Raw genomic sequence first — 16117 nt, 5'->3', positions numbered from 1 at the left:
TGTGTGTCCGCGTCCCGACCATGGTCTTCCCTGGTCACGGCCCCGATCGGGAGCCGTGTGTCGGCCGCGGCCGTCGGTCGCCGGATGGGCCGCAACCGACGCGCCGTAGGCTGGTCGACGTGAAGGGCCGCAGCTACGAGGTACGCACGTTCGGATGCCAGATGAACGTCCACGACTCCGAACGGCTCTCCGGACTGCTCGAGTCCGCCGGCTACGTCCCCGCCGTCCCCGGCAGCGAGGCCGACGTCGTCGTGTTCAACACCTGCGCGGTGCGGGAAAACGCCGACAACCGGCTGTACGGCAATCTCGGCCAGCTCGTCCCGGTGAAGAAGGGCCATCCGGGGATGCAGATCGCCGTCGGCGGCTGCCTGGCGCAAAAAGACCGCGCGACGATCCTCGACCGCGCCCCCTGGGTCGACGTCGTGTTCGGCACCAACAATCTGCACCGCCTGCCGGTGCTGCTGGAACGGGCCCGGCACAACGCCTCGGCCCAGCTGGAGATCGCCGAGGCGCTCGAGGTATTCCCGAGCTCGCTGCCGACGCGGCGGGCCAGCCACCACTCGGCCTGGGTCAGCATCAGCGTGGGCTGCGACAACACCTGCACCTTCTGCATCGTGCCCAGCCTGCGCGGCCGCGAGCGCGACCGCCGACCCGGTGACGTGCTCGCAGAGGTCGAGGCGCTCGTCGGCGAGGGGGCGTTGGAGATCACCCTGCTGGGGCAGAACGTGAATTCCTACGGCCGTTCGCTGGGCGATCCGGGCGCGTTCGCCAAACTGCTCATCGCCTGCGGCCGGGTCGACGGCCTGGAGCGGGTGCGCTTCACCTCGCCACATCCGCGGGACTTCACCGACGACGTCATCGAGGCGATGGCCGCCACCGCCAACGTCTGCCACCAGTTGCACATGCCCCTGCAGTCCGGTTCGGACGAGGTGCTGCGCCGGATGCGCCGCTCCTACCGCCGGGACCGGTACCTCGGCATCGTCGAACGGGTGCGGGCGGCGATGCCCGACGCGGCCATCACCACCGACATCATCGTCGGATTCCCCGGTGAGACCGAGGCGGACTTCGCCGACACCCTCGACGTCGTGCGCCAGGCTCGCTTCTCGGGGGCGTTCACCTTCCAGTACTCCCCGCGCCCGGGTACTCCGGCGGCGACGATGGACGGCCAGATCGACCGGGCCACGGTGGCCGAGCGGTACGCCCGGCTGGTCGCACTGCAGGACGAGGTCTCCTGGGCGCAGAACCGGGAACTGGTCGGTCGGCGGGTCGAGCTACTCGTCGCCGAGGGCGAGGGTCGCAAGGACGACGCCACCGGTCGGTTGTCCGGCCGGGCGCGGGACGGGCGTCTCGTGCACTTCCGCGTGGATTCGGGCGTCCAGCCCGCACCCGGCGGCGATCCGGCCGGCGCGTCCGGTGGTCCTGGCGTGCCCGTGGCCGGTGCGGCCGGTTCGGGGTCCGCGGTGCGGCCCGGCGATGTGGTCGAGACTGTGGTGACGCGGGCGGCGCCGCACCACCTCACCGCCGACGGCCCGTTGCTGTCCTACCGCCGCACCCGCGCGGGGGACGCCTGGGAGCTCGGTCGAGCCGCCCCCGCGGCCTCCTCCTCCCTCGCCGACAGCGGCGAGCCGGCGGCCCGGCAGGCCGTCACTCTCGGCATGCCGTCGGTGGGCCCGGCGGCGAGCTCAAGTCGCCGGTGACCTTCGTCGCCGCGGCCGTCTGCCCGCACCCGCCGCTACTGGTCCCCGAGGTCGGTCGCGGCGAGCAGGTCCAGGCCCGCGCCGCCGCGGTGGACGCGGTGCGGCGGCTGTGCGCCGCGCGGCCGGACCGCATCGTGGTGGTCGGGGATGCGCCGGCCGAGACGCGCTACGGGCCCGAGTCGACGGGGTCCCTTGCCGGCTTCGGGGTGGACCTGCGCGTGCCGCTCGGGCCGTCGGCCGCTGGGCCCGCCGCCATCGTGGAGCCAGCGCTACCCCTGTCGCTCACCGTCGGTGCCTGGCTGCTGGCGAGCGCCGGCTGGTCCGGGGACCGCTCGGCGCTCGGGGTGCCGGCCGGCCACTCCACGCGGGCAGCGGCCGGACTCGGTGAGCGCCTCGTCGCGCAGGTGGGGCGGGGCGAGCGGCTCGCTCTGCTGGTCATGGGCGACGGGTCGGCGCGGCGCACGCTGAAAGCGCCGGGCGGGCTCGACGAGCGCGCCGCGGCATTCGACGCCGCCGCCGCGGCGGCTCTGGCCGGACTCGATCCGGCCGCCCTGCTCGACCTTGATCCGGCGCTGGCGACCGAGCTGCTGGCCGCCGGCCGGGCCTCGTGGCAGGTGCTTGGGGGTGCGCTACTCGCCGCGACTCGGGACGACACGCCAGCCGAAGTCTGGTCCAGCGAGCTCACCTATGACGACGCGCCCTACGGTGTCGGGTATCTGGTTGCCGTATGGAATCGGGGGGGCGCGCAACGTGGTTGGGAGTCCGGCTGAGTTGCCGGTAGGTGTGTGGCGGACCGATCTCGGCGGCCTCGCCGCGTTGCGCTGCGGGCCGGAGGTCGCCCCGGCGGTCCTCCTGCTGCCCGGATATGCGGCAAGCAAGGAGGACTTCCTGCCGATCCTGCCGGCGCTGGCCGCTGCGGGATTCGCCGTGACCGCGCTTGACCTGCGGGGCCAGCACGAGTCGCCCGGCCCGGACGAGATCGCCGCGTACAGCCTGGAGGCGTTCGCCGACGACGTCCATCGCGTGATCGACGCGCTCGGCGCCGGGCCTGCACATCTGGTCGGGCACAGCTTCGGCGGCCTCGTCGCCCGCGCAGCGGTCATCGCCGACCCAGGCCGGATGCGCTCGTTGACCCTGCTGTCCTCCGGACCCGCCGGCATCGTCGGGCGTCGTCAGGCCGCGTTGCGCACGATTCGGCTGGTCCTGGAGCGGGGCGGGTCGGCCGCGGTGTGGGCGGCGCTGCACGCGGTGGAGCGGCCCCGTCCGGCGCCGACGGCCGACTTCCTGCGCCAGCGGTTCTTCGCGCACAACCAGGCTTGCCTGGTGGCGATCGCCCAGCATCTACTCGACACTCCCGACCGGGTCGCGGAGCTGGCGGCGGTTGCTCGCGGCGCGGGCCTGCCAGTACTGGTTACACACGGTGACGGTGACGACGGTTGGCCGGCAGCCGTGCAGGCTGACATGGCCCGCCGGCTCGCGGCCCGCTACGAGGTGCTGCCGGGTGCCCGGCACGACCCGGCGGCCGACGCCCCGGACGCGCTGGTCGCCGCGCTGGTGGGGTTCTGGCGGATGCCGGGCGTGCCGGCGCGGCGCGCGGCCTCCGCCGTCGCCGAGGCCAGCTCCGGGGCCAGCTCCGGGGTCGCCTGACCGCCCGGCCGCTTGGCCGGGGACGTGGACCGGGCGGGCGCTGCGGTGCCGCGGCGGGGGCGTGGCACGATCGGGAAGATGAGTACGCGGGAGCGGTCCCGGCCGGGACCGGTGGTGGCGGTGGTGGGGCCGACGGCCGCGGGCAAGAGCGATCTCGGCATCGCGCTCGCGCTCGCGCTCGGCGGTGAGGTCGTCAACGCCGACTCGATGCAGCTGTACCGCGGGATGGACATCGGCACCGCCAAGGTCCCGCCGGCGCAGCGCCGCGGCGTGCCCCACCACCTGCTCGACGTGTGGGACGTGACGCGCGCCGCCGACGTTGCCAGCTTCCAGGCCGACGCCAGGCGGGTGATCGGCGACCTGCTCAGGGCCGGCCGGACCCCGGTGCTCGTCGGCGGCTCCGGGCTGTACCTGCGCGCCGCCCTCGACGATCTGACCTTCCCGGGCACCGATCCGGCCGTGCGGGCGCGCTGGGAGCGGGAGCTGGCCAGCCGCGGTGCGCCGGCGCTGCACGGTGAGCTGGCGCGGCGCGCGCCGCGGGCCGCGGAGGCGATCCTGCCCACCAACGGTCGTCGGATCGTGCGCGCGCTGGAGGTCGTCGAGCTGACCGGAACCTTCGAAGCCACCCTGCCCGAGCACCGATCCGTCTACGACGTCGTCCAGATCGGGGTGGACCGGACCGACCTGGACGATCGCATCGCCGGACGGGTGGAGAGAATGTGGGGTGCTGGTTTTCCCGATGAAGTGCGGGGGTTGATAGGAAAGGGCCTCAGGGAAGGCCGTACGGCGTCCCGTGCGCTGGGATACGCTCAACTGCTTGCCTGGTTTGACGGAGCAATGGACTCCGCCGAGGAGGCCAAGCTGGCCACAATTACTGCGACGCGGCGCTTTGCCCGACGGCAAAGGTCCTGGTTTTGCCGGGACGAGCGGATAGTCTGGCTGGACCAACCGGATGTCACCCAGGTGCTGCGGCTGGTGGGTTCGCTCTGACGGGTGATTGGTCAGACTGCTCCAGGGGGACGGGCCGGCGCTGAACCGTGGCGCCGCCGGCGCCCGGCGCGCAGCGGCCGGTCCCGCTCGGCGTCTGGAGAGATCGATGTGACCGCGCCCTCCGCTGCTGCCGGTTCCCCACCCGACCTGACACTTGTTCCCGCCCTCTATGCCGCTTTCGACGATGGTTCGTTACGATTGCATTTCCAGCCCGAGGTGGACCTGCGAAACGGGTCGGTTCCGGGAATGGAAGCCCACCCGCGTTGGCAGCATCCCGAGCGCGGCGTGCTCGGCCCGGCGGAGTTCATGCCGATCGCCGCCGCCGCCGGCCTCGTCCACCAGGTCGACCAGTGGGTCCTGCGGATGGCGGTGACCGAGGCGCGTACCTGGCATCGAATGGCCGCGGGCACGCCGATTCGCCCGCCCCGGCTTTGGGTGAACGTCGACGGACGCCAGCTCGCCAGCCCGGCCTTCGTCGCCGAAATCGACCGGCTGCTCTCGCGCCGGCTCCTGCCGGCGGGGGCGATCGGCCTGGAGCTCAGCGAGCGGGACCTCGGGCTCGCCGCGCCGGTGGTGCCCCGCCTGCTGGAGCGGCTGCGTGCCCTCGGCGTCGCGATCGCCGTCGAGTCGTTCGGTACCTGGTTCGGGTCGTTGGCGATGTTCGACCTGCTACCCCTGGACCTCGTCAAGCTCGACGGCGTCTTCCTGCGGGCGACGATGCGGGACCTGGAGGGGGAGGCGATCGTCGCGGCGATCGCCCGGCTGGCCCACCAACGGCGGCTCACCGTGGTCGCCGACGGAGTGGACACCGCCCGGCTGGCTGCCCGGGTAGTCGATTTCGGCTGCGACCGGGCGATCGGGCCGGTGTTCTGCCCGCCGGTCCCGGTGGAGGACGCCCGGCTGATCGCGCTGGGTCGGGGCCGTCCGGATCGCTGGTACAAGCCCCCGGCGCGCACCGACGAGCGGATGCGGGAATGGGTGCGCGCCGCCGGGGGATGAGGCGAGGCGGCGGCCCGGCCGGGTGAGCCGTACGATCGCCTCGTGCGGGACGACCGGCAGCTGCGCTTCGTCAAGGGCCACGGCACGGGCAACGACTTCGTCGTGCTTCCCGACCCGGATGGCGACCTCGAGCTCACCGCGGACCTGGTCCGCGCGGTGTGCGACCGGCGCCTGGGCGTCGGCGCGGACGGGGTTCTGCGGGTCGTGTTGTCCGCCGCGGTTCCCGAGGCCGCCTCGCTTGCCGGCACCGCCCGCTGGTTCATGGACTACCGCAACGCCGACGGGTCCATCGCTGAGATGTGCGGCAACGGTGCCCGGGTGTTCGCCCGCTACCTAGTGGCCGCGGGCTACGCCCAGCCCGGCCGGTTCACCATCGCGACCCGGGCCGGCCTGCGGCTCGTGGAGGTGCCGGCCGAAGGGGACGTCACGGTCGACATGGGCCCGCCGCGCCTGTCCGCCGGGCCCGGGCCCGCGGTGTCTGTCGCCGACCGCGACTTCACGGCGGTCGGGGTGTCGATGGGTAACCCGCACGCGGTCTGCTTCGCCGACAATCTTGACGTGCCCGCGCTGCGCGGCCTCGACCTGACCCGTCCCCCCGCCTTCTCCCCGGTGGACTTCCCGGACGGGGTGAACGTCGAGATCGTCGTGGACCGGCCGGGCGGGGTCGCCATGCGGGTCCACGAACGCGGGGTCGGGGAGACGGCCTCCTGCGGCACCGGCGCGTGCGCCGTCGCGGTGGCCTGGGCCGCCCGCCGCGGCCTGCGTCCCGCGGCCCCTGCGGTTGGGGAGAGCGCGGCGTCGGTGGTCGAGGTCGAGGTCGACGTTCCCGGCGGCGGCCTGGTGGTCGTCTGGAGTTCCGACACCGTGCTGCTGCGGGGGCCGGCCGAGCTCGTCTTCGACGGCGTCCTGCGCCCGGCGGCCGCGGGGCTACCGAGCCCCGCCCACGCGTCCTGACCCCGATGCCGGGACGGGCTGGGGCATGTTCGCGGACGACGACGTCCGATTCCGACAAGACCGCCCGGCCTGGGCCGTCCTACGTTGCGTTCATGCCATCCACGTTCAACCTCACCGGCCTGATCGTCGCTGACATGGCGCGCAGCCTGGCCTTCTACCGCCTGCTCGGGCTCGACCTGCCGGCCGGCGCCGAGACCGAACCGCACGTCGAGGTGACTCTGCCCGGCGGCCTGCGTCTGGCCTTCGACACCGAGGAGACGATCCGTTCCTTCGACCCGGCCTGGACGCCGGCGTCCGGCGGTGTCGGGCGGGTGAGCCTGGCCTTCGCCTGCGACAGCCCCGCCGAGGTCGACGCGATCCACACCGACCTGCTCGCCGCCGGCCACCGCGGCCACCTGCCGCCCTGGGATGCCTTCTGGGGTCAGCGTTATGCGACCGTCCTCGACCCCGACGGCAACCACGTCGACCTGTTCGCCCCGCTACCGGCCGCGCCGACGCCCTGAGCAGGCTGGTCAGCGCGACCCCGGTGAGGGCGCGTACATCCCGGGCGAGATGGGCCTGATCGGCGTACCCGGCGTCGGCGGCCACCGTCGCCAGGCGCCGGCCGGTCCGCGCCGAACGTACCGCCTCCTGCAGCCGCAGGATGCGGGCGAGCGTCTTCGGGCCGTAGCCGAACATCTGCTGACAGCGGCGCAGCAGCTGGCGTTCGCTGAGCGCGGCAGCGCGCGCCATGTCCGCCACCGGTGATCCGTCCCGGATCCCAGCGACGATCGCCGGGACCAGCGGATCGCCCAGCCTCGGATGCCGGGGCCGGCGGCGACGGACGACTCGAGCACCAGTGCCGGATCACCCGCGTCTGCGAGCCGTTCGGTGAGCCGGCGCGCCGGCCCCGCGCCCCACAGGTCGGCGAGCTCCGTTTCGGCGGTCGCGCAGCTCGGCGGCGGGAACCCCGAGTCTGGCCGGCCCGCGGCCGGGGTCGAAGCGCAGGCCGATGTGGCGCACCCCGGGCGCCCACCGGGCGAGCTTGGCGACCGTGTCCGGGCCGGCGACGATCAGGCGGCCGTCGGAACTCCAGATGATGTCGATGCAGCCGTCCGGCAGGATCCGGTGGATCTGCGTGGCTTGCCCGAAAGGGGATGGTTCGCCCGCCGGCGGGTGTCGCCGCGGCGGTCCGGCACCGGCCGGATCGAGGTCGGTGGCGGGCCCGGACGGGCCGGCGGCGGACCACAGCGTCGCTGGCAGCCGGCTCGCCGGCCGTTCCCAGTACACGGCGTCGACGGTACGCGGCCAGGTCGCACCCGGGGCGAGGTCACCGCGTCGAGCCGGCTAAACCGTTCGCGATCGTCATGGCGGCGTGGGACCCTGGTGGGAGACGGGATGATTCCGCAAGGGGAACGGCGGCCCGCCCGCCCTTCCCCCGGACCTCATCAGGTCGCCGGAACGTGCGCGTGACCTGGCCGGACGAAGCGGCGTGGAATTCGCGACAGCGAGTGCGCGTTGAGAACGGATGGTATGATTTTTCCTGCCGACGCCCTGACGGCGTCCACTTTTGACAGATCCCTCATCGAACCCGCCGATTCCGATTCGGCGTATCTCTCGGGTTTTTACGATGATTCGGGGGATGGCTTTGACCTGGAGGAGCGTGCGGCACTGCGCCGCGTGCCCGGTCTGGCCACCGACCTCGACGACGTCACCGAGGTCGAGTACCGCCAGCTGAGACTGGAGCAGGTCGTCCTCATCGGCGTGTGGACGTCGGGTTCGCTGCGGTCGGCCGAGGCCTCCATGACCGAGCTCGCCGCCCTCGCCACCACCGCGGGTTCGGTCGTGCTCGACGCGCTCGTGCAGCGCCGCGACCGGCCGGACGCCGCGACCTTCGTCGGCTCCGGCAAGGCGCGCGAGCTCGCCGAGGTTGTCACCGCGACCGGTGCGGACACGGTCATCTGCGACGGTGAGCTGACCCCGGGCCAGCTCCGCCAGTTGGAGGAGGTCGTCAAGGTCAAGGTTATCGACCGGACCGCGCTGATTCTGGACATTTTCGCCCAACATGCGACGTCTCGGGAGGGCAAGGCGCAGGTCGAGCTCGCCCAGCTCCAGTACATGCTGCCCCGCCTGCGCGGCTGGGGTGAGTCGATGTCACGCGCCGCGGCCAGCGGCGGTGGGCGCGCGCCCATCGGTACCCGCGGACCCGGTGAGACGAAGATCGAGACAGATCGTCGACGGCTGCGGGCCCGGATGGCGCGCCTACGTCGGGAGCTCGCCGGGATGGCGACCGTGCGGGAGACGAAGCGCTCGGCCCGCCGGCGCGGCGAGGTGCCCGCGGTGGCGATCGCCGGCTACACCAACGCCGGCAAGTCCTCGCTGCTCAACCGCCTGACCGGCGCCGGCGTCCTGGTTGAGGACGCGCTGTTCGCCACGCTGGACCCCACCGTGCGGCGCGCGACGCTGCCGGACGGCCGGGCGTTCACCCTCACCGACACCGTCGGTTTCGTCCGGCACCTCCCGCACCAGATCGTCGAGGCGTTCCGCTCGACCCTGGAGGAGGTCGCCGACGCGGACCTCATCCTGCACGTCGTCGACGGCTCCGCCCCCGACCCGGCCGCCCAGATCTCGGCCGTGCGCGAGGTGCTCAACGACATCGACGCGGGCGACGTGACCGAGCTGATCGTCGTGAACAAGGTCGACGCGACCGAGCCGACCGTCCTCGCCGGTCTGCGCCAGCTCGCGCCCGACGCGGTCTTCGTCTCGGCACGCACGGGGGAGGGGCTGACCGCGCTCGTCGACGCCCTGAGCGCCCGGGTTCCCCACCCCGACGTGGAGATGAAGGTCCTCGTTCCCTACACGCGGGGCGATCTCGTCTCCCGGGTGCACGCCCACGGCGAGGTGCTCAAGCTGGAGCACACCGCGGACGGCACCCTACTGCTCGCGAGGGTGTCCCCGTCGCTCGCCGCGGAGCTGCACACGTTCCAACCCTGAACCGCCGCTGCGGTCGCCCCGGGGCGACCTGATCGGCGGCGGCATTCCGCTCGTCCCACTGCAGCCGAACCGGCCGGCCGCCTCGCGCGGCCGGCCGTCCACGGTCAGACTCGGCGCAGCACGGCGACGATCCGCCCGAGGATCGTCGCCTCCTCGCCCGGGATGTCGTTGAACGTCGGGTTCTCCGGGTGCAGCCAGACCTTGCCGTCGCGGACGCGTAGCCGCTTGACGGTCGCCTCGCCGTCGATCATCGCGGCGACGATCTCGCCGTTGTCCGCGACCGGCTGCTGGCGGACCACCACCCAGTCTCCGTCACAGATTGCCGCGTTGATCATCGATTCGCCGACAACCCGGAGCAGGAACAGGGTGCCCTCGCCGACGATCTCCTTCGGCAGCGGGAAGACGTCCTCGACCGCCTGCTCGGCCAGGATCGGACCGCCGGCGGCGATCCGCCCGAGGACCGGCACGTAGGCCGTGGACGCCTCACCACTCGCCCCGGCGGCCGGGGCGGTTCCGGTGCCCGGGAACGTGGAAACCACCGCCGCGCCGGAGTCGGCCTTGCGCCGCGGCCGATCGGGGCTGAGCACCTCCATGGCCCGCGGGCGGTTCGGGTCCCGGCGCAGATAGCCCTTCTCCTCTAGCGCCTTGAGCTGATGCGCCACGCTGCTCGTGCTGGTCAGCCCCACCGCCTCACCGATCTCCCGCACACTGGGCGGGTACCCGCGCCGCTCCACCTCGGCCCGGATGACCTCGAGCACCTTGCGCTGCCGGGGGGTCAGTCCGGCTGTGTCCGCGGGGTTTTCGGGGAAGGACCGCACGTTGCCGCGGGCTCCGCCCCGGCGTGTACCCCTGCCTTGGCTGGTCATCGCCTACCGCTCTCCTCGTCGCGTACTCCGTCGCCGTTCGGTTGCGGCTCGGTCGCCGTGGGCCGGGCGGCCGCACGGTTGTCGGCCTCGCCCGGCGAGACCGGCACCCCCCATGGCGCCCGGCTGTCCGCGACCGGGGAAACCGCCCGATGCGAACCTGATCGTCTCGACGGTAACCGCCTCGTCGTGGAATCTCAAACGTCTGTTCGAGTGTGTCCCTTCCCTCGGCGGGACTCCGGTGCGACAATCGATCAGGAGTTCGACCGAACGGGAGTTTGCGGCGTCGGCGACGCGGTCCGAGCGCCTTGGGAGGATTCGGTGCACAGCGCGTACACGCCGCAGGTGATCGATCTGGCAGCTGCCCGGGAGCGGGCGGCACGCCGGGCCCGGAACCGGTCGGCGGGCGGCCCGGTGGGGATCCGGGTGGCCCGGCCGCGATGCCGGCCGCCCGCTGCCGCCGCTGCGGCTGACCCGCCGCGGCCGGGCGGTCGTGGTAGTCGTCGTCGCGCTGGCCATCGCCGCGGCGATGGTGCTGGTCCTGCCGCGGGCCTCGATGGCGTGGTCGGGCGAGCCGCCGCGGGGTCATCTGGTCCTCGCCGGGGAGACGTTGTGGGAGATCGCCGTCGCGTTCGATCCCGACGTCGACACCCGCACGGTCGTGGATCGGTTGCGGCGGATCAACCACCTCGCCTCGGTTGAACTCACCCCGGCCAGTTCCTGCCGCTGGGTTGAATCACCGCGGGCTGGTCCGTCCGGTCCGGTCCGGTCCGCCACCGTCCGGTCTCGATCGGCGGTCGGCTGCTCGCCGTGGTGACGGGCCGGTTTCCGGCGGCGGTGGGCGGGTCAGGCGCCCTTGCGCAGGGTTGCGGTGTCCCCCGCGGACTGATGTCCTCGTGTGGCACACGGGGGGTCGGTGTCCCCATGGATGGGGTTGTGCGCTAGGTTGAACACAACATCTGGTGCTTACGAGGGTGTAAGTCATCCACAGCTTGATGCACAGGCTTTCCACAGGGGCGCGGGTGACCCGTCCATGGTGAGCGCCCGGTGGGCGGCACACGGCCCGTCATCCCGTCGCGCCGGGCGGTCCGCGCCGGATCGGACGAAGGAGGCGTATCGCATGCGATGCCCGTTCTGCCGGCATCCGGACAGCCGCGTCGTCGACAGCCGCGAGGCCGAGGAGGGCTCGGCGATCCGGCGGCGGCGATCCTGCCTGTCGTGCGGTCGCCGGTTCACCACCATGGAGGAGGCGTCGCTGCGGGTACTCAAGCGCAGCGGCGTGGCGGAGTCGTTCAGCCGTGCGAAGGTGATCGCCGGGGTACGCAAGGCCTGTCAGGGCCGGCCGGTGCGCGGTGACGATCTCGCGCTGCTCGCGCAGCGGGTGGAGGACGCCGTGCGTTCCTCGGGTTCGGCGGAGGTCCCCGCGGAGGCGATCGGTCGGGCGATCCTCGGCCCCCTCCGCGAGCTCGACGAGGTGGCGTACCTCCGCTTTGCCTCGGTGTACCTGGCCTTCGAGTCGCTCGGAGACTTCGAGAGCGCGATCGTGGCGCTGCGGGCCGAGACGTCCGGCGCCCGTCGCGGCGCCGCGACGGAGAAGGTTGACGACCTGGACGAGCCCGACGAGCGGGCCGTCCGTCCCGTCGGCGGGTCGCTCGCTGATCCGGCGGACCCGTCCCAGCGCGCGGGCCCCCCGGGTCCCGTGGGCCCGTCGCCCGGCGGCCGGCGGGCCGGCTCGGATACGCAACGCCCCGCCCGCTCGGGCCAGGACCCGCTTGCCGCCGTCCGAGAAGATCCGCAAACCCCGGCCAGCCGCGGTGGCGGGAACCAGTTGAACATCGTCGAGGGCGGGCTCGGTCAGGCCGAGCCGGCCGCGGGGGAGTGTGAGGCCGGCCCGGCGCGCGTTGTGCGCGGCGCGTCGCCGGCCACCCGAACCTGACGGGTCGCCGCGGGACCGCCGAGGCCACGTCCCGCCAGACCCGGTAACAGCTCCGCCGCCCCGCCGGCCCGGGATGACCTGACCCGGCCGGCGTGGGCGTCCGATCCCGCGCGACCCGGTTTCGCGCGCCCTGCCCGTCACCCCTGCCCGGCCAAGGCGGGGTGGGACGGCGCCGGGAGGCGGCCCGGACCGCCGGGTTCGGCGTGTTCCTCATGCGTGCCGTTCCCTGCGTGACCCGGTCGACCGCCCGGGTCACGCGCCGGCCGGCACGCCGATTCGCCCACGGTCCACCGTCCACGCGTGCAGTGGGTCGGGCCCGGGCGGGGATGCCCACCACCAGTGCGCCAGCGCGCGCCGACGAGAAGACAGGACGAGGAGCGTCATGACCGAAAGTCGAGGCACGAAGGCGGGCAGGTTTGCGGCCAGGGCGGGCGGACTGAAGATCCGGCGCTCGCGCACCACCGCCGGCGTGCATCCGTACGACGAGGTCACCTGGGAGACCCGGGACGTCGTCATGACCAACTGGCGGGACGGCTCGGTCAACTTCGAGCAGCGCGGGGTGGAGTTCCCCGAGTTCTGGTCGGTCAACGCGTCGAACATCGTGACGAGCAAGTACTTCCGTGGGGCGCTGGGCACGCCGACCCGCGAGTCCTCCCTGCGCCAGCTCATCGACCGGGTGGTGCACGCCTACACCGCCGGCGGCCGCGAGCACGGCTACTTCGCCACCGACGCCGACGCCGAGACCTTCGAGCACGAGCTGACCTGGATGCTGCTCCACCAGGTGTTCAGCTTCAACTCCCCGGTGTGGTTCAACGTCGGAACCACGGCGCCTCAGCAAGTCTCAGCGTGCCAGCCCTACGACGCCCTGGTCAGCACGCCGGACGGCCTCGTGCCCATCGGCGAGCTGGTGCAGACGGACGCGGTGGGCCGCAAGGTCCACGACGCAGACGGCCTCACCCGGGTCATCGCGACCAAGGCCAACGGCGTCAAGGACGTCCTGCGGATCTGGACGAAGGCCGGTCACGCGCTCGACGTCACGGCCGACCACCTGGTGTGGCACAGCTCGGGTGAGGGCACCGGAGCGTTCGTGCCTGCCGGTACCCTGCGGGCCGGTGACCAGCTCGAATGGCATCGCACCGTCGCCCCGGGGGAACGCGAGATCACCTCCCGGGAGATAGCCGAGGCCGCGCTCGCCGGCTGGCTGCAGGCGGACGGGTTCGTCGGTCAGTACACGGGGACGAACTCGTCGCTGACCATCGAGGCGATGACGGTGACCGACGCCGAGCGTGCCTGGGTGACCGCCGCCGTCGACGCCGTCCTGCCCGGCGTGCACCGCCACGAGAGCTGGGTGTCGACCCAGAATCCGGCGCTTGACTGCCGACGCCTGCGGCTCTACGGGACGGTGCTCTCGGAGTTCGTCGAGGCCTGGGGCCTGCGCGACCGCGGCGTCGAGATGCGGGTCCCGGCCCGGCTGTTCGCCGCACCCCTGCCGGTTGTGGCCGCCTACCTGCGCAGCCTGTTCCAGGCGGACGGCTACGTGTCCCGCCGCGAGCGCTCCACCCTGGTCGGACTGGACCGGATCAGCGAGGAGCTGATCCGGGAAGCGCAGGCCCTGCTGGCGCGGTTCGGCATCTTCTCCCGGGTGCGCCGCAAGGCCGACCCGCGCCCCAACCGGCACGACCTGTGGAGCCTGGGCGTCCAGAACGCAGGCGACCGGCGGACGTTCGCGGACGAGATCGGTTTCGTCGATCCGGTGAAGGCCGGCAAGTTGGAGGCGTCTTTTGACCAGCCCGGCCGGGCGGCGAAGCCGGTGAAGCGGCTGGAGATCGCCCGGATCGAGCCGCGCGGGCCGATGGAGGTCTACGACATCCAGACCGACAGCGGTGAGTACCTCTCCGCCGGGCTGCGCGTGCACAACTGCTTCATCCTCTCCGTGGACGACACCATGGAGTCGATTCTCAACTGGTACCGCGAGGAAGGGCTGATCTTCAAGGGCGGTTCGGGGGCCGGGCTGAACCTGTCCCGCATCCGCTCGTCGAAGGAGCTGCTGTCCTCCGGCGGCACCGCGTCCGGCCCGGTCAGCTTCATGCGCGGCGCCGACGCCTCGGCGGGCACGATCAAGTCGGGCGGGGCGACCCGGCGGGCCGCGAAGATGGTCGTCCTCGACGTCGACCACCCGGACATCGTCGAGTTCGTCGAGACGAAGGCCCGCGAGGAGAACAAGATCCGGGCGCTGCGCGACGCCGGGTTCGACATGGACCTCGGCGGCCGCGACATCGCCTCCGTGCAGTACCAGAACGCCAACAACTCGGTCCGGGTCACCGACGAGTTCATGCGGGCCGTCGTCGACGGCGCCACCTTCGACCTGCGGGCCCGCCTCGACGGCCGGACCATCGAGACGATCGACGCCAAGGGGCTGTTCCGCACTGTCGCCGAGGCGGCGTGGGCCTGCGCCGACCCCGGCATCCAGTACGACGGCACGATCAACGACTGGCACACCTGCCCCGAGAGCGGCCGGATCAGCGCGTCCAACCCGTGCAGCGAGTATGTGCACCTGGACAACTCCAGCTGCAACCTGGCTTCGCTGAACCTGCTGAAGTTCCTGCGCCCGGACCGGACCTTCGACGCCGAAGCGTTCGTCGTCGCCGTCGAGCTGATCATTACGGCGATGGACATCTCGATCTGCTTCGCCGACTTCCCGACGCCGGAGATCACCGCGGTCACCCGGGCCTACCGCCAGCTCGGCATCGGCTACGCCAACCTCGGCGCGCTGCTGATGGCCAGCGCCCGCGCCTACGATTCCGAGGGCGGCCGCGCGCTCGCCGCGTCGATCACCTCGCTGATGACCGCCACTGCCTACCGGCGTTCGGCGGAGCTCGCCGGGATCGTCGGCGCCTACGACGGCTTCGCCCGCAACGCCGACGCGCACCGCCGCGTGGTGCGCAAGCATTCCGCCGCGAACGACATGGTGCGCTCGGTGCATCCCGAGGACGCCCGGGTGCTCGCCGTGGCGTCGAAGGAATGGTCGCGGGCGCAGACCGTCGGCGACAAGCACGGCTGGCGCAACGCCCAGGTCAGCCTGCTCGCCCCGACCGGCACGATCGGTCTTGCGATGGACTGCGACACCACCGGCATCGAGCCGGACCTCGCCCTGGTGAAGATGAAGAAGCTGGTCGGCGGCGCCAGCATGCGGATCGTCAACCAGACGGTCCCGGCGGCGCTGCGGGCGCTCGGCTACCCGGAGGAGACCCTCGAGGCGATCGTCGAGTACATCGCCGAGCACGGCCACGTCGTCGACGCCCCCGGCCTGCGCCTCGAGCACTACGACGTGTTCGACTGCGCGATCGGCGAGCGGGCGATCTCCCCGATGGGGCATGTGCGGATGATGGCCGCGGTGCAGTCGTTCCTGTCCGGCGCGATCTCCAAGACGGTGAACATGCCGTCGACCGCGACCGTCGAGGAGGTCGAGGAGATCTACCTGGAGGGCTGGCGGCTCGGCCTGAAGGCGCTGGCCATCTACCGGGACAACTGCAAGGTCGGCCAGCCGCTGTCCGACGTCCGCGGGGCGAAGCGGGACGCCGCGGCGAGCGCTGCCACCGCCGCGGCCCTGGCTGCACCCGTGTCCGCCGTGTCCGCCGAGGTGGAGTACCGGCCGGTGCGCCGGCGGCTGCCGAAGACCCGCCCGTCGCAGACGGTCTCGTTCGCCGTCGGCGGTGCCGAGGGCTACCTGACCGCCGGCTCCTACCCGGACGACGGCCTCGGCGAGGTCTTCATCAAGATGTCGAAGCAGGGCTCCACCCTGGCCGGGGTGATGGACGCCTTCGCCATCGCGATCTCGATCGGCCTGCAGTACGGGGTGCCGCTGGAGGCCTACGTCAGCAAGTTCATCAACATGCGTTTCGAGCCGGCCGGGATGACCGACGACCCGGACGTCCGGATCGCCCAGTCGATCATGGACTATCTGTTCCGCCGGCTGGCCCTGGACTACCTCGACGCCGACCGTCGCGCCGAGCTCGGCATCTCCACCGCGGCCGAGCGCACCCGCGCGGTCGCCGACC

At 72.6% G+C, this 16117-nt stretch carries 13 protein-coding genes and 1 pseudogene; 11 read left to right on the top strand and 3 right to left on the bottom strand.

The features are described from left to right. The first annotated feature begins 119 nt into the window (after positions 1–119). The 7 genes from miaB (at position 120) to G6R25_RS12605 (ending at position 6790) form a co-directional block, all read left to right on the top strand. Complete coding sequence (gene miaB, locus G6R25_RS12635; protein ID WP_163553132.1) at positions 120–1697, top strand: tRNA (N6-isopentenyl adenosine(37)-C2)-methylthiotransferase MiaB; 1578 nt, start codon at positions 120–122, stop codon at positions 1695–1697. After that, on the top strand, positions 1694–2467 hold the full coding sequence (locus G6R25_RS12630) for a class III extradiol dioxygenase subunit B-like domain-containing protein (protein WP_163553131.1): 774 nt from the start codon (positions 1694–1696) through the stop codon (positions 2465–2467). The genes miaB and G6R25_RS12630 overlap by 4 nt, the downstream gene beginning before the upstream one ends. A gap of 1 nt (position 2468) precedes the next feature. After that, on the top strand, positions 2469–3344 hold the full coding sequence (locus tag G6R25_RS12625; RefSeq protein WP_235948221.1) for an alpha/beta fold hydrolase: 876 nt from the start codon (positions 2469–2471) through the stop codon (positions 3342–3344). 78 nt (positions 3345–3422) lie between these two features. Next, entirely contained in the window at positions 3423–4334 is a 912-nt protein-coding gene (gene miaA, locus G6R25_RS12620; protein WP_163553130.1) for a tRNA (adenosine(37)-N6)-dimethylallyltransferase MiaA, read from the top strand. Positions 4335–4442: 108 nt separating this feature from the next. Beyond that, positions 4443–5333: an EAL domain-containing protein gene (locus G6R25_RS12615; protein ID WP_163553129.1), complete on the top strand. Its 891-nt coding sequence runs from the start codon at positions 4443–4445 to the stop codon at positions 5331–5333. Between the two features lie 42 nt (positions 5334–5375). Continuing rightward, a complete protein-coding gene (dapF, locus tag G6R25_RS12610; RefSeq protein ID WP_163553128.1) occupies positions 5376–6287 on the top strand; it encodes a diaminopimelate epimerase in 912 nt (303 codons plus the stop codon). A gap of 92 nt (positions 6288–6379) precedes the next feature. Further along, positions 6380–6790 carry a VOC family protein gene (locus tag G6R25_RS12605; RefSeq protein ID WP_136446996.1) on the top strand — a complete coding sequence of 137 codons (411 nt, stop codon included), beginning with the start codon at positions 6380–6382 and terminating at the stop codon, positions 6788–6790. A gap of 55 nt (positions 6791–6845) precedes the next feature. Here the strand turns inward: G6R25_RS12605 and G6R25_RS26985 are convergent. Beyond that, positions 6846–6965: pseudogene (locus G6R25_RS26985) on the bottom strand (helix-turn-helix domain-containing protein); the annotation flags it as partial. Positions 6966–7133: 168 nt separating this feature from the next. After that, positions 7134–7556: a DUF6597 domain-containing transcriptional factor gene (locus G6R25_RS26980; protein WP_235948219.1), complete on the bottom strand. Its 423-nt coding sequence runs from the start codon at positions 7554–7556 to the stop codon at positions 7134–7136. Positions 7557–7799: 243 nt separating this feature from the next. Between G6R25_RS26980 and hflX the strand changes: the two genes are divergently transcribed. After that, positions 7800–9260, top strand: coding sequence for a GTPase HflX (hflX, locus tag G6R25_RS12595; protein ID WP_163553127.1), 1461 nt, complete (start codon positions 7800–7802; stop codon positions 9258–9260). A gap of 104 nt (positions 9261–9364) precedes the next feature. Here the strand turns inward: hflX and lexA are convergent, their stop codons facing one another. Next, complete coding sequence (gene lexA, locus G6R25_RS12590) at positions 9365–10126, bottom strand: transcriptional repressor LexA (RefSeq protein ID WP_163553126.1); 762 nt, start codon at positions 10124–10126, stop codon at positions 9365–9367. 490 nt (positions 10127–10616) lie between these two features. Between lexA and G6R25_RS12585 the strand changes: the two genes are divergently transcribed. From G6R25_RS12585 to G6R25_RS26975, 3 genes are all read left to right on the top strand, one after another. Continuing rightward, positions 10617–10940, top strand: a complete 324-nt coding sequence (locus G6R25_RS12585; protein ID WP_163553125.1) for a LysM peptidoglycan-binding domain-containing protein — start codon at positions 10617–10619, stop codon at positions 10938–10940. Between the two features lie 303 nt (positions 10941–11243). Further along, entirely contained in the window at positions 11244–12059 is an 816-nt protein-coding gene (gene nrdR, locus G6R25_RS31455; protein WP_136446993.1) for a transcriptional regulator NrdR, read from the top strand. A 382-nt stretch (positions 12060–12441) separates the two neighbouring features. Then, positions 12442–16117 (top strand): vitamin B12-dependent ribonucleotide reductase (locus G6R25_RS26975; protein WP_163553124.1); only part of this gene is annotated, 3676 nt, incomplete at its 3' end.

The sequence above is a fragment of the Candidatus Frankia alpina genome, from assembly GCF_902806485.1.
GTDB classification, from domain to species: Bacteria; Actinomycetota; Actinomycetes; order Frankiales; family Frankiaceae; genus Frankia; species Frankia alpina.
Note: the sequence above shows the minus strand (reverse complement) of the source record. Positions and strands in the feature narration are given on the sequence as shown.